Annotated in this window: 15 protein-coding genes; 11 read left to right on the top strand and 4 right to left on the bottom strand. The window is 50.6% G+C overall.

The window, feature by feature from the left end; genetic code table 11:
* The coding region (locus KDW_RS36315) for a matrixin family metalloprotease (protein ID WP_371876287.1) at nt 1-268 on the bottom strand (268 nt) is incomplete at its 3' end.
* A gap of 1,042 nt (nt 269-1,310) precedes the next feature.
* On the opposite strand from KDW_RS36315, the gene KDW_RS29800 reads away from it, so the two are divergent.
* On the top strand, nt 1,311-1,892 hold the full coding sequence (locus tag KDW_RS29800) for an RNA polymerase sigma factor (RefSeq protein WP_151759520.1): 582 nt from the start codon (nt 1,311-1,313) through the stop codon (nt 1,890-1,892).
* Nucleotides 1,882-3,189 carry a DUF4179 domain-containing protein gene (locus tag KDW_RS29795; RefSeq protein ID WP_151759519.1) on the top strand — a complete coding sequence of 436 codons (1,308 nt, stop codon included), beginning with the start codon at nt 1,882-1,884 and terminating at the stop codon, nt 3,187-3,189. The genes KDW_RS29800 and KDW_RS29795 overlap by 11 nt, the downstream gene beginning before the upstream one ends.
* Nucleotides 3,190-3,263: 74 nt before the next feature.
* Here the strand turns inward: KDW_RS29795 and KDW_RS29790 are convergent, their stop codons facing one another.
* Both KDW_RS29790 and KDW_RS29785 read right to left on the bottom strand, forming a co-directional pair.
* Entirely contained in the window at nt 3,264-4,289 is a 1,026-nt protein-coding gene (locus KDW_RS29790; protein WP_151759518.1) for a glycosyltransferase family protein, read from the bottom strand.
* The gene (locus KDW_RS29785) at nt 4,243-4,587 is read right to left on the bottom strand and encodes a hypothetical protein (RefSeq protein WP_151759517.1); all 345 of its coding nucleotides are present in this window, start codon (nt 4,585-4,587) and stop codon (nt 4,243-4,245) included. The genes KDW_RS29790 and KDW_RS29785 overlap by 47 nt, the downstream gene beginning before the upstream one ends.
* A 249-nt stretch (nt 4,588-4,836) precedes the next feature.
* On the opposite strand from KDW_RS29785, the gene KDW_RS29780 reads away from it, so the two are divergent.
* From KDW_RS29780 to KDW_RS35515, 5 genes are all read left to right on the top strand, one after another.
* The gene (locus tag KDW_RS29780) at nt 4,837-5,562 is read left to right on the top strand and encodes a 3-keto-alpha-glucoside-1,2-lyase-like domain-containing protein (RefSeq protein ID WP_151759516.1); all 726 of its coding nucleotides are present in this window, start codon (nt 4,837-4,839) and stop codon (nt 5,560-5,562) included.
* A gap of 209 nt (nt 5,563-5,771) precedes the next feature.
* On the top strand, nt 5,772-6,227 hold the full coding sequence (locus KDW_RS29775) for an SLAC1 family transporter (protein WP_233098008.1): 456 nt from the start codon (nt 5,772-5,774) through the stop codon (nt 6,225-6,227).
* Between the two features lie 928 nt (nt 6,228-7,155).
* Nucleotides 7,156-7,851, top strand: a complete 696-nt coding sequence (locus KDW_RS29765; RefSeq protein ID WP_151759514.1) for a hypothetical protein — start codon at nt 7,156-7,158, stop codon at nt 7,849-7,851.
* Between the two features lie 695 nt (nt 7,852-8,546).
* Nucleotides 8,547-8,933: a DinB family protein gene (locus tag KDW_RS29760; protein ID WP_269822548.1), complete on the top strand. Its 387-nt coding sequence runs from the start codon at nt 8,547-8,549 to the stop codon at nt 8,931-8,933.
* Nucleotides 8,846-9,037, top strand: a complete 192-nt coding sequence (locus KDW_RS35515; RefSeq protein WP_307767772.1) for a DinB family protein — start codon at nt 8,846-8,848, stop codon at nt 9,035-9,037. The genes KDW_RS29760 and KDW_RS35515 overlap by 88 nt, the downstream gene beginning before the upstream one ends.
* A gap of 110 nt (nt 9,038-9,147) precedes the next feature.
* Here the strand turns inward: KDW_RS35515 and KDW_RS29755 are convergent, their stop codons facing one another.
* On the bottom strand, nt 9,148-9,981 hold the full coding sequence (locus KDW_RS29755; protein ID WP_151759513.1) for an SMI1/KNR4 family protein: 834 nt from the start codon (nt 9,979-9,981) through the stop codon (nt 9,148-9,150).
* A gap of 240 nt (nt 9,982-10,221) precedes the next feature.
* Here KDW_RS29755 and KDW_RS29750 point away from each other — a divergent pair, with 240 nt between their 5' ends.
* The 4 genes from KDW_RS29750 (at nt 10,222) to KDW_RS29735 (ending at nt 13,196) form a co-directional block, all read left to right on the top strand.
* Nucleotides 10,222-10,893 carry an RNA polymerase sigma factor gene (locus KDW_RS29750; protein WP_151759512.1) on the top strand — a complete coding sequence of 224 codons (672 nt, stop codon included), beginning with the start codon at nt 10,222-10,224 and terminating at the stop codon, nt 10,891-10,893.
* The gene (locus KDW_RS29745; RefSeq protein WP_151759511.1) at nt 10,890-11,393 is read left to right on the top strand and encodes a hypothetical protein; all 504 of its coding nucleotides are present in this window, start codon (nt 10,890-10,892) and stop codon (nt 11,391-11,393) included. The genes KDW_RS29750 and KDW_RS29745 overlap by 4 nt, the downstream gene beginning before the upstream one ends.
* Nucleotides 11,390-12,523 (top strand): MFS transporter, encoded by a 1,134-nt coding sequence (locus KDW_RS29740; RefSeq protein ID WP_151759510.1) that lies wholly within the window; start codon nt 11,390-11,392, stop codon nt 12,521-12,523. The genes KDW_RS29745 and KDW_RS29740 overlap by 4 nt, the downstream gene beginning before the upstream one ends.
* A 295-nt stretch (nt 12,524-12,818) precedes the next feature.
* The gene (locus KDW_RS29735; protein WP_151759509.1) at nt 12,819-13,196 is read left to right on the top strand and encodes a VOC family protein; all 378 of its coding nucleotides are present in this window, start codon (nt 12,819-12,821) and stop codon (nt 13,194-13,196) included.
* Nucleotides 13,197-13,239: the final 43 nt, after the last annotated feature.

Raw genomic sequence — 13,239 nt, 5'->3', positions numbered from 1 at the left:
GCCCACGAGAAAACCCGCCTATCCGCCTGGGTTCAAACCACAGCGGCTTGCGGCGGGTTACGCTTATGTCATCCGTTTGTAATGCATAATAGGATACCCCTCCTTGACGCATCACAGCTGGATCATGCGCTGTATGGCCTAGTCCCTCCATATGCCCTGTTTCATGTGTGGCAACTTTACGACCATCGGCCTGCGTAGCAGAAAAGATTAAGCTATTATTCCACGATATCTCATTGCTCGAATTAAATAGAGTAAAATTCCCAGTCATCACTGCATAATACTGAGAACTATGTTGAACACTCCCCATATTGCCATAGCTAGTTGACCCATAAACACCATATCCTAAATCAGCAATGGAATAACTTGTTGAACTTATACAATTGGTGGATGTACAAGTATAAAGATATGGATTAAGTGCTGGGCAGCATTAAAATCATTGGCTGCACGTTGGACAGCCGTAGTAAAATTATATCCTCCAACGTTATTTAATGAGGGAGAAAGATAAGCGTTTATAGTGGAGCTACCCCCATTAGGTTCAGCCCAGTACAAACAAGGAGTTTGCGAAGTGAGTCCACATTGATAGTCATTCGGGTTGGTATTCCCAATTATTTTCTCACCACGTCCAAGCAAAAGATGGTTGAACCATTGAGAATGGAACACATGAGCGCCAGAATAGACGCCAAAAAAACTTTCCGATTCAGAAGGAACCTTCTCAACATAGATAAACCTCAATTTTTTTCCAACAATCGTCCAAGAGCTTCGTCGATTTAGATCAACCTACTGTTTACACTATGGCTCGGGGTCAAGTAGTAAATTTTGCAGAACCTGCGCAGATACAAAAACTCCCTTTTTCCTATTTTTCACAGCTAATCCATTTTAGCTGCCCTACTATGTTTCCACCATATACACCTATATTAATCACTGTTGACGCAATAAATATTACCATTATAAATATACATTTGTCAATACATCTATGGTTTTTCCTATTGTATTTATCTTGTTTTATAGTATCATCATATATCCCCTTATAAAACCAATATATATTACCCAGGATCAATTGATTCCACAATCAACCAAAATGTGTCAATTGATTCCTCACCAGAATGCTAATACCACGTATTTCTAAATATTTCTACTTCTATACCAGATATGGTCTACGGTGACACCGATGCTGTCACCATTTTGCACTTTCTGTGTTTATAGTCGTACATCTACACATCACGCTATCGGAAAGACAAAAATATCGACATTGTGTATCTATCAGTCTGGACCCGATAAGCAGTGTACATGTCTTAATGAAAGGCACATATATGGAACTTGTATCCTTACCACTACAGCAGACGAAGGCTGAAGAGGGAGATGAAGCCCAATGGATCGCCGCAGCACAGGCTGATCCTGCAGCATTTGAACCTCTCTACCTGCGCTATCACCTGCGTATTTATCACTATTTACGCACACGCATTAATAACGATGATGATGCCGCCGATCTGACACATCAGGTCTTTTATCAGGCACTCAAAGCACTGCCGCGCTATAAGCAGCGACAGGTTCCCTTTATTGTCTGGCTCTATCGGATCGCACATCATGCAGCGGTTAATGTCTCTACACGCACCCCTCATCTGGCCTCATGGGACGCACTACCAGAAACGATGTATCCTCTAACGGGCCGGAATGTGGAGGAGCAGGTACTCCACACCGAAGCGCTAGAGGATTTACGTCTCTACCTCCAACAGCTGGACCCATCGAAACGTGAACTGCTGGCCCTGCGCTTTGGCTCCGGTCTGACCATCCCGGAGATCGCGGCAGTAGTTGGAAAAAGCCAGAACGCGATCAAAAAACAATTGAGCCGTATCATCAAATCCCTTAAGGAGCAGTATTCTCATGAACAATAAAGTACCTCGTGAAAAAGGTTTTGACATGTCTACTGATCATGTTATGAAGCAGCTTGAGGTTATATATCAGGGCAATACGCCTCCGGCTCAACTCAACTGGAAACACTTCAAGCTACAACTGCAGGAACCAGTGGTTACGAACAGGCAATCCTGGTATAGTCGTATGACATTCCCTCTTGCTGGTACACGCCGTCTCTCGTTATCACTGGCTCTGTCTCTCTGCTTAGTGGTAGTAATCATCTGCAGCAGTGTTGTCTACGCCTTTGGCGGTCTACCAGTGGTTTTACAGGATATGTTCAACTGGAATCCCGGCACGCAAGCATTGCTGGCGCAACAGCAAATGACCACGGTGAATCAAGTATTCGAGTCCGACGGTTACAAGTTAACACTACAAGAAGGCTATGCCGACGCAAATCAGGTCATCATTGGCTTTTCGTTGACGCTCCCGCACCCACCAGGACTCAACAATGAACCTGGATACTGGTATTTAGCTAACAATTTTGAGAACTATCGTTTGACAACGTCACAGGGTGCGACTCTCCCTCTGATCAACGCGAATAGCTTCGTAGCGAAAAAAGGTGACCTGGTAGCACTCTTATATAATTTTGATGCAGCAACGATAGCCGGGAAGCCCGATCAGCAGCTTGCATTGCACCTGAAGATTCCGGTCAAATGTACTGACCTATATACATGCGCTCGTACAGCCACATTTAACTTTACCTTACCCTTCCATGCCGGGCATATCCTGATACCGCAACAAGCCGTCAACCGCAACGGCAAAAACCTGAGCCTGCAAAAGGTCGTCGTTGCGCCATCGGAAACGCGCTTCTACATGCATGGGTTTAGCCTGTATGATACGATTCCCTCCAACTTTTCCACACCAACATTCACATCCAAACACTTTGATCTCGTTCTTTCTAATGGCAAGAAAACCTATACCATCTGCACTGTCATGTACAACATGTGTGGCGCGCACGACATCCCTGCATTTGAAGCCAAACAAAGATCAAAAGATGGATATATTATTCACACCACGATAAATGGGATACACATAGGTATCACCGCAGGCATGGGGGGCGTTGACGCCCCTCTCTACATGGGTAATGATCACTCTGTAATTGGCCTCACGCTACCACAAGCACTCACAAACGCACATGGTAGCTGGACAATGACGGTTACGCAGACAATCACGCAACTAACGCGAGTAGATGATCATGGCCATCCCGGCTATACACCCACAGGTCCATATCATGCTGATCCATCCGCCAAACCCTGGGTCTTCACAGTGCACCTCTAAGAAAGAAGGAAAGGCTCACAAGCACCATACTTTGCCTGAATGGACAGATATCCTGAATAGACAAGGATGAAAGTTCATCCAGGCATGCGTCTGGCTTTGAGCACTGCTAAGCCAGCATAGCAGGCCCCCCCGATACAAATGATGAGGAGTGGCTCGATGGGGAAACGGAAACGCATGGTGCTATAGAAGGCCATATTTTGCAGGATGGTGTAGGCAAGGACCAGATAGAGGATGAGGAGTTCTTTTTTGCGCTGCTTCCAGGTCACGAGCAGGCCAGTGGCGCCCAGCAGGAAGGTAGGAATGGCCTGGATCGGTATCAGGATGAGCAGAATTTTCGAGGAGAGGCGCGCAGGGAATTGTTCCAGCGGGAGTCCGTGGGAATAAGTGTAGGGTTTCCACATATTGATAAAGTGCAGACCAATGATGGTTGGCAGCGCAGCCAGATGCGTGCGCACCCATGCCAGGGCTTTGGCGCTCTGCTGCTTGTCTTCATCCGGAGTATAGTTGGTTTCATCATGGATCGGTGTACCACGCGGCGGACTCCAGAAACCGCGGCTATCTGGCGGTCCGCTGAGTACACCATCGTTATAGACCCCAACCAGCACTTCCCCCATGCCCGTCGCCACCAACACCAACCGCCCGGTCGCCTGGTAATTACGATACGTCCACGGCAGGACCAGCAACAGCGCTAGCAGCGCGATCAGGACCGCATGCTGAAGAGCAGCACGCCAGGAGAGTATTTTCAGTAGCGGCAAGAACAGCATCCAGACAACGAGGACACCCAGCAGACCAGAACCGTTGGGACGTGTCAGGATAGCAGCAGCCAGAAAGCAGGCGGCCGTAATCGGCCAACGCCAATCTAACATACGCCTGGTAAGAAGTGCAGGCCGAGACAAACATTTAAGGCGCTGTACACGAAAGAGCGCATACGTAAAACCAAGCAGGCAGAACGTATAGAGTGACTCGGTATAGAGCCAGCCATCATAGAGGAAGAGTCCAGTATAGAGAGCCGCCAGACAACCACACAGGGCAGCGATACGCCAGCCAAAGAGATCACGGGCCCAGGCATAGATCAGCAGACAGGTCCCAGAACCAAGCACGCAATAAAACAGACGCGGCAGCAGAGGATCCTGGCCACCCAACCAGATAGAGGGTCGCAATTATCCAGGGCCAGAGAGGCGCGCGGCTCACCGACACAGATTGTCCATGCACACAATAGCAGTGATAATCTAGCAAGTTGCGCGCGATATGTTCATAGATCCCGGCATCATAAACAGGCTGATAGCCACGCGCATTCACCAGGTTATAAGCGATCCGCACCAATAGCGCCAGCAAAAACACACCAGCCGCAGGACCATAGCTACGCAGCCAGAATAACGATGAAATCCTTTTCATCATAAAAAATCATATATCCTCTTTTCTCATTATTCACATGCAGCTATCATAATCCATAATCAGCAGATAAACAAGAAAAGCGAAAATGGCTGTGGATCAGCAGATAAAATGGTGTCGAACTCATTGAAGGCTGCCGCTACGCTTTCAATGAATGGGGTTGTGAGTCAAAAGGGAATCGGGCCGTATATATAAGATACTGTTTGGACTGACTTCTATTGTTTTTATATGAATAGCGCAGAAAGGATTCTGATAATGGTATCAGGCAATATTGTTCGCCGCTGGTGGTTGAATATAGATATACGCTGTGCTGTGGTGCTATTTTGTGTACTGGGAGGATTGCTGACTGGTTGCTCTGGTGGTGCAAGTGGTCAGACTAATAATCAACCAAAACCAACGCCACGACCAACACAATCACAGGCCGGAAAAGTACTGTATCAATCGAGTTGGGCCGGGGGGCTGAAGGATTGGAAGGCGACGGCTGGCTGGAAGTTGTCCGGGGATTATGCGCAGACAGACCTGGGTGAGCATCGGATCCTGACCGTTCCATATCAATCTACGGCCGCCAATTACTCCCTGGAGTTCAGTCTGCAAGTCGTGAGTGTGCCAAAGGATGGGGGCTATTTTATGCTGAATGCGGACCCCAACGCCACCCACGATGGCTACCAGAACCATGTCCTTAATCTCCTGGATGCCGGAAAACACGGCTACGCCACACATCCACTCCTTGAGACCGTGATTGATCCCGATATACATCAAGAGCCCAACGTCAATCCGCAGGCCTTTGACTATGAGCCCGGCAACCAGTGGCATACCTACCGCGTGGATGTCGAAGCTGAGCGCGTCCAGTTTTTCGTAGATAATGTCCGGCTCAGTCAGTCCTCCAGCGCCAAAACAGCCAACCTCTCCACCGGACCATTCCACCTGGACTGCGGCAAAGCCATCCTGCGCGTCAAAGATTTCAAAGTTACCGCTCTCTAACCGAATTACAATCCCTTTCTCCATTTTGCCCATTTCTCTATACTGGCAGTAGGGATGATGGTGAGAACTCTGTACCGGAAGGAACGCCTATTCCCAACAACGATATGTTCACCATCCAGGGGATTATCGAGGAGTCATAGGAGAGGGAAGAAACCATGCCTTTTCACGAACAATTCGACATGCTCATAGAAAGACCCGGAGCCGACAGCATGCTGCACACGCTACTGACGATTCCTCCAACATTCTACTCAATTTCGTTTGGATTTGTCGGGTTGGCCAGAGTCTGGCATCTCGCTAGTAACTTCTATGGACTATCTGCCGGGATTGGGAACGCGCTGTTCCTGGTTGCTGCGGTCTTGTTCCTGTTATTTCTCGCCGTGCTCATGATCAAGCTTATGCTTGCGCCAAAGGTGGTCCTGGCTAACCTGACAGATTCTGCGTTCGGCCCGTTCTTCTCGCTACTCCCGATTACCGGTATGTTGCTTGCAGTCGGCCTGGAGCCTTACGCCCTGGATGGAGCACGATTACTGTTCCTGGTGTTCTTCGTCGCGACAGTGCTCCTTGCCGGGTGGTACATGGCCAGTGGATCATCGCCTCCCTGGATGCTGACACGTTCGCCCCGGCTATTTCCTGCCCGCCGTAGCCGGTGGTATTCTGGGCGCTGATAGCGCCGCCAGCTTTGGCCTGACAGGACTAGGCTGGCTGAGCTTCGGTCTTGGCATCATCGCCTGGCTGATGCTCGCCCGTCATCCTCAACCGGCTGTACTTGCGCCCTGGTTTTCCAGCGAAACTCGTTCCTACACTGGCGATCAACATCGTACCGTCGGTGATAGCTGGGAATGCCTACTTCGCACTCAACGGGGGAAAGATTGACCTGTTGGCTTACATCCTTGCTGGTTACACCGTGCTAATGGCACTCGTGCAACTACGTCTGCTGACGCTCTACCTCAAACTCAGGTTCTCTCCGGGCCTGTGGGCATTTACCTTCGCGTACGCGGCGACCGCTTCGTACATGCTGCGCTGGATTCACCTTCAGCATTTCGCAGGGGCCACTCTGCTGGGTACGTGGTGCTCGCAGCGATTACTGTGTTTATAGGTGGTATTCTGTCACTTGTTCGCTCTGGCGTGCACTTCTGCGCTGGCAGGGCACGTTCCTGCCCACTCCCGCAACTCCTAACTGAGTCCTGGCTCACACATGGGAGGGCTTTGGGTGATGAAATGCCCTCCAACGTAAGAACTTAAGAAAAGAAGAACGTAAGATAATTGCAGCGCACGCGCATGGATCAGCTTGATTTGCGTCCCGTGGTGATAAACCAGAGGATGGCATGGATCCATTGCTGCACTTCTTGCGTGTTCGTGGTACAAGGGAGGAGGCATTTACTTTTTATAGAAAAACATAGACTTTGAATTGATACACTAAAAAGCTATGGCAGGACGTTTATCTATTGAGATGACGAGCGGCACTTGCATCATGAATTTCCATGCGTTCAAGTTCTCACTCAACCTCTCAAAAGGAAGGACATTCATTATGTCTCAAACCGAGATAAATGATTCCCAGGAAGTAAACGATTCCAAAGGATTGCTATCGGACAGATGGCGAACGATGTCCTACAGGCCAGTACCACGCAAAGCATGGTCGCAGGTGAATCAACTATGCGGCGCACCCCGGCAAGTCTCAAGGCACCAGATAACACCAGGGGGGCCGTTTTGCCTGGACATCCATACCTCAAGCAAATCCTGGATTTACACCATGCCTATTCACCTGTATATCGTCCATATTCACCTGCTGATTACGCGCCAGTAACACCATCAGGTTCGCCACCACCACCAACGCCACCAACCCCACAGGTGACCACACTTGGACCATTCAACACGAACTATATCGCGTTTGACAATGGTGTTCCTGTTGGCGGTTCTGTATCTCTCACGCTGCATTCCGATGGAAGCTATAGCTTTAATGGTAGCTTTCATGATTCAGGCGCACCAAGCTATGATGTCGAGTTCTCGTGGGTCATCGTTGGTGCATCAGGGACGGCATACTCCTTTACCGCCTCTGGCCATATGGCGGGTACATTTGAGAGCGGCTCGCGCGATTGTATCTGGACGAAATCTGATAAGAATGACAACATCGCCTTACACTGGGATGAGCTGACGAGTGGATACACGTGGCGTTGGCAAGCCTATGTGAACTGGGATGTTCAATCTGCTGTTGATAGCGTTGTCTCGGCACTTAAAACAGCAGGCACGGTTATTGCAGCAGTCGTTGCAGTGGTGGCACTTGTTGCTTAATGAGACATGGCGCTCCTGAGATAGGAGCACAGATTTCATCATTGTACGTATGGATAACATACGTGCAGTGGTGAGGCAACCTCCCGCGTGCATGTTCGGATGTCACCTGTTCATTAACGTGGGATTGAAGCTGGGGTGGCGGGGCGCTTGCAAATGCATAGAGAATGTGATATATTTTTTGCGTTGCGAGCGTTTTTTTAGTGATGAAAGGAGGATCCAACTTATGCACACAAAAGGATTTCACATGGATGGTACACCTCTGGACAGTTTTATGGCTCAACACAACTCCTGGCTGCATAACTATTCATACATATGTGGCTGAAGATTCTTCCAGGTGTATTCCCCCCAATTTGACTCGGACGTCGAGTGGTTGCAGCCAAGAAGGCCAATACGTTTCGCTTAAGCCCAGGGACGGTTTGATCCTAGAGGAGATGAACGAAAGTAGGTTCGACCCTTTGGGTCGATTGGTTCCCTTCATACTATCCTTGCTTGACCATGAGCAAGCTATGCCATGTTAGGCAATGCGTTCGTGTGGGGGAGACAATCGACCCAAAGGGTCGAACCTACCATTTGTATCTCTCTTGATCATTTTTGCATGCGTTGCTTCATGATCATGCCACCATTGTAGCCATTCCATCCATAACCGAAATGTATTGGCCAAGAAGGCTGCCGCTATATGAGAAGAGGATATATTGATGAATACTACAACATTACACCTGTCGAAGTTTTATCAGGGTTGGGATGGCTATCAGCAGCATCTGGTGAAGGCGCTTGCGCCACTTTCAGCCGAGCAGTTAAACGCGCAGATTGCGCCCAATTTGCGTTCGGTCTATACGATTGCCGCACATATTATCGGGGCACGGGCGCGCTGGTCATCGTATGTGCTGAAGATAGGTGGCGAGGAGATGCTCTCAATCGGGACCTGGGATAGGCCGGGCAGCCGGTCAGGTCAGCAGCCGAGCTGGTACATGGTCTGGAGCGAACCTGGGATGTACTGCAACAGGCGCTGGCACAGTGGACACCAGAGGATCTGGATGAGATGCTGGAGGATGTCGATGATGATGGTACGGTCGAAAGAATGACGCGCCAGTGGGTGATCTGGCATCTGATCGAGCATGATCTACACCACGGCGGCGAGCTCTCCTTTGTGCTGGGCGCACATAATATTTCCGCAATCGATCTCTAAGATTCCGGTTTAGAAAGGTCATATCCTGGCAGGCAAAGGAGCACGCGCCAGGATATAGCCGATTGCGACCATTAACCTTCATGCCATTGTAGGGATGAGATTTCTCTCACTTAAAAGAAAGGTATCTCATCTCGTATCCAATGATCGCCAGGAGCACTATCCGCTAGCATTAGGAGAGGCTCATCATCAGTGTTAATAAACTGATGTATAGCATAGGAAGCAAAAAAGCGGTCTTCGAGGGTGGCATTTTCCAGAGCTATGGCCTGCTCAAAAAGCTCTTCGTCGGGCCCACTTCCATTCCAGAGGTTGCTATACGCTTCTCGAATGAGCGGTTTCCCAGGGGAATCTACAAGAAAAGCAGCTCGACGTTCCTGAATGCGGGGATGCACTTGCACCACCCAGGAGCTTCCATGAGGCCCATAGATACCTGCTTCGAGATGAAGAGCAAAGACAGAGAGGAGTTCACGAAAACCGGGAAAAACGACTTTAGTCACCCCAGTCTCATGTCCCCAATCTAAGATTTGCCCATAGGTGCCCTCGGCAGTGGGAGAAAGATCAATACAAAGGGTATCACCTGCGCCATTCGTGGTAAAATCTAACCAGGAAGGATGCCTCCAAACAGGTTCTACGGGAAGTTTTTTCCCATGTTGTACCCAATCAGGAGTTTTGCTTGCCCATCCTGGCTCTTGCAAGAGTTGTGCATACCTACTTTGCTCAAAAGCTTCTAGACTGGAAAAGGTTTCCCAGCCCAAAATGCTCTCTCCCCCATTATGAATACGATAGGACTCCTTGACATCTTCAGGGAGTTTTAATCCTAGTGCGGTTTCAACGTGAGCAATCTGTTCCGGGGAAGCACCCGGGTAAAAATAGGTATCCACTTGTGATGGGGCGAATCGCTGAATCCAGGCATCGATGCGTTGCCAGGATTCACGTATGGTGTCCATGCGTTCTCCTTTAAGAAAAAAGTGATGTTATCAACGCTCTTCTTTCTTAACGAAGCGAAAATGGTAATAATCCGCAAAGCGCAACGCGTTTTATTCATCACACAGACACGGGGTATCCCTTTTCAGGGATATCCTTTTTTGTGTCTTCAAGATTTTTGTTGAAAATTTGCGTGTAATTTTGGGCGCCACTCATGACAATAAAGTAGTAGTTTTGTTAGACTGTGTGTAGAGGGGTTAAAGATGGAAAAGATTGATGATGGTCTGCTGGATGTAGAGCAGATTTTGCAGGTGGAGCGCCCACGCCTGCTGCGATTGTGTAGCCGCATCACTGGCAATGCAAGTGTGGCTGAAGATATGGTGCAGGAGACATTACTGGAGGCATGGCGCCACCTGGATAGCCTGCAGGACCCTGAGAAGTTTGCGCCCTGGTTGAATGGGATTGCGCGCAATGTGTGTTTGCGCTGGCAGCAGCGCCAGCAGCGGGAGCGCTCACATCTGATCGAGGTGCCGGCACGCGATGGGGATGGCCTGACGACGCTGGCCGAGACGCTGCTGGATGATTGCGATGTAGAGATTGAACTGGAGCGCCGCGAACTGGCATCCTTGCTGGATCAAGCCATGGATCTGTTGCCGCAGCAGACACGGGCGATGCTGCTGGAACGCTATGTGCGCGAATCACCGTTGTCCGAGATTGCGGGCCTGCTGGGTATGAATGTCAATGCGGTCTCGATGCGCCTGCAGCGCGGCAAACTGGCTCTGCGCCGCGCCCTGGCCGCCGAACTCAAGCTTGAGGCCGAGGACTATGCTCCCAGAACCAGGAGACCTGGACCCAGACCTCGCTATGGTGCTACCTATGTGGACAGCAACGCCTGCTCGGCAAGTTTCAGCCTGAGCAACTTGAGCTCTACTTGAAATGTCCTACCTGCTGTCCTGAGCCCAATGATTATATTAGTAGCAATAACGGCTTAGAGATACTCAGGGGCGTCAAGAGCTATAAGCCAGCGCTGACGCGGTTGAGCAACTGGGCCCATCACTACTACCGCACCGCCCTGCAGGAGGGCGCGGTCCCTTGCTGCGTGTGCGGCCATATGATTCCGTTGCGCTTTCACAGGCCAGAATATGCCTCAACCTGGCTGCGCCAGAGCGGTGTGCCGGTCATCTATCTGTACTGCGAGCACTGCCACTCCTGCTTCTACAATGCGCTGGACCACCTGGCGCTCTCGCTACCGGAACTACAGCAGTTTCGGCGCAACCATCCCCGTATCCGCACGCTGCCAGCCGTCTATGATGATGTCAATGGTGGCCACGCCATGATTACGCGCTATGAAAGTATGACCAGCGCCGAGCATGTCGAGGTCGTGACGTCGCTGGAAAACTACCGCGTACTCAATATTGTAGGAGGCCAGGCATGACCACTGAACAGTTACAAGCACCAACATTACAAGTGGCACACGAACCCAGACACGTCCTGCCACTCTATGCGCTCTTCATCGCCAACGTCTGCTCCTATGTCGGCGATATCCTGACGAGTCTGGCCATTCCCTGGCTGGTCTTACAAACAACTGGCAGTGCCGCCATGGCTGGTATCACCGCATTCTCGAACATGATAGCCGTGGTCATCTCAGCCTTCTTCGGCAGCCTGCTCATTGATCGCCTGGGCTATAAACGCTCCAGCCTCGGTAGCGACCTGACCAGCGGTATCGCCGTCGCACTGATCCCGTTGTGCTATATGACCATCGGACTCTCCTTCTGGCAGTTGCAGATCCTGGTCTTTATCGCCGGACTCGTCCAGACACCTGGCAACCAGGCCCGCTATGCTATGCTGCCTGACCTGATCAAGCAGTCACAGATGCCCGCCGAGCGTGCCAACTCACTCTATGATGGCGTGCGCCGCGTGGCAGGCTTTATTGGTGCTCCCCTGGCCGGTGTCTTGATCGCCATCATCGGCACCAGCAACCTGCTCTGGATCGATAGCGCCACCTTCTTCTTCTCCTTTATCCTGCTGGCCGTGGCTGTACCTAAAACACTACCTATGCTCCAGCCGAAAAGCAAACAAACAGACTCTATCCGCCATCTCAAAGAAGGTCTGGCCTTTATCCTCCGCTCGCGACTGGCTCTCTCCATCGTGATTGTTGTAATGATCACCAACACCCTGGACCAGGGTATGGCGGCAGTGATCCAGCCGACCTATGTCAGACAGATCTTTGGCAACGCCGTCGCGCTCGGCTCGCTTATCGCCGCCTTCGGAGGAGCAGCCTTCGTCGGTACGCTGCTCTTTGCCTGGATCGGACACCGCCTGCCACGTAGACTGACCCTCGGACTGTGCTTTAGCGTCGCCACCGTCCTGCGCTTCTTCTCTCTCGCCCTCGGACTCCCATTACCCGTGCTGATCATCTGCTACGCCATCTCCGGACTACTGATCGGACCCATCAATCCAATCCTGGCAGGCGTCGATCAAGAAATGGTCCCGGTCGCCATGCGGGCCCGTGTCTTTGGTGCCCTGAGTGCTGGTGTCACCCTCGGAACACCCTGGGCGCTCTGATCGCCGGCTACCTCGTCGAATGGTCCGGTATCCAGCCCGCCATCCTCATCTTCGGCGGCATCTACCTCTGCGCCACCATCTCGCTACTCATCAATCCAGCTATGCACGCCATCGACAAACGCCCATCATAGGGCAAGCCAATCGTGGGCAAGCCACGAACCTACGGGATGGCGTTTCACGAAGACACGCATCTACGAAAAAGAGCAAGATAGAATAAGTTTTCTAATGCTATTTGAGCTATACTTGTGCTGTAACCAACAAATCCACGGCAAAAATAATACATGAGGTGAATAAAATGATTACAAAGATTGGCGCCGTCTGTGTGGCGGTATCGGATCAGGATCAGGCATTGGACTTTTATGTCAATAAGCTCGGCTTTGAAAAACGTAGCGATGTTCCGATGGGCGATGATGGACGCTGGATTGAGGTGGCTCCGGCCGGCGCGGCAACCACTATTGTACTGGAAAAGAACCAGAACCATCCTGGACAGCGTATGGGAACCTTTATCGGCTTTATTGTCCATACCAAAGACATCAACGCAACCTACTCAGAGCTCAAGGATCGCGGCGTGCGCTTTACGGTTGAACCTCATCAGGAATTCTGGGGCTACTGGGCACAGTTCGTAGACCAGGACAACAATGAGTTCGGGCTCTTCGAAAACAAAGAAAGCTAAGGCGCTTGACGGATCCTGATCAACGGTTGAAACAAGCACGAAG

The organism is Dictyobacter vulcani (genome assembly GCF_008974265.1).
GTDB lineage: Bacteria > Chloroflexota > Ktedonobacteria > Ktedonobacterales > Ktedonobacteraceae > Dictyobacter > Dictyobacter vulcani.
The sequence above is the reverse complement of the archived record's forward strand: the minus strand, read 5'-3'. Positions and strand labels throughout refer to the sequence as shown.

What these genes read in the sequence shown, in the direction of transcription:
- KDW_RS29760 (WP_269822548.1), top strand. Translation starts at nt 8,547, where the DNA reads ATGAATACTACAACATTACACCTGTCGAAGTTTTATCAGGGTTGGGAT.
- KDW_RS29785 (WP_151759517.1), bottom strand. Translation starts at nt 4,587, where the DNA reads ATGATGAAAAGGATTTCATCGTTATTCTGGCTGCGTAGCTATGGTCCT.
- KDW_RS29750 (WP_151759512.1), top strand. Translation starts at nt 10,222, where the DNA reads ATGGAAAAGATTGATGATGGTCTGCTGGATGTAGAGCAGATTTTGCAG.
- KDW_RS29775 (WP_233098008.1), top strand. Translation starts at nt 5,772, where the DNA reads ATGCTGCACACGCTACTGACGATTCCTCCAACATTCTACTCAATTTCG.
- KDW_RS29780 (WP_151759516.1), top strand. Translation starts at nt 4,837, where the DNA reads ATGGTATCAGGCAATATTGTTCGCCGCTGGTGGTTGAATATAGATATA.
- KDW_RS29765 (WP_151759514.1), top strand. Translation starts at nt 7,156, where the DNA reads ATGGCGAACGATGTCCTACAGGCCAGTACCACGCAAAGCATGGTCGCA.
- KDW_RS29755 (WP_151759513.1), bottom strand. Translation starts at nt 9,981, where the DNA reads ATGGACACCATACGTGAATCCTGGCAACGCATCGATGCCTGGATTCAG.
- KDW_RS29740 (WP_151759510.1), top strand. Translation starts at nt 11,390, where the DNA reads ATGACCACTGAACAGTTACAAGCACCAACATTACAAGTGGCACACGAA.
- KDW_RS29735 (WP_151759509.1), top strand. Translation starts at nt 12,819, where the DNA reads ATGATTACAAAGATTGGCGCCGTCTGTGTGGCGGTATCGGATCAGGAT.
- KDW_RS29800 (WP_151759520.1), top strand. Translation starts at nt 1,311, where the DNA reads ATGGAACTTGTATCCTTACCACTACAGCAGACGAAGGCTGAAGAGGGA.
- KDW_RS29795 (WP_151759519.1), top strand. Translation starts at nt 1,882, where the DNA reads ATGAACAATAAAGTACCTCGTGAAAAAGGTTTTGACATGTCTACTGAT.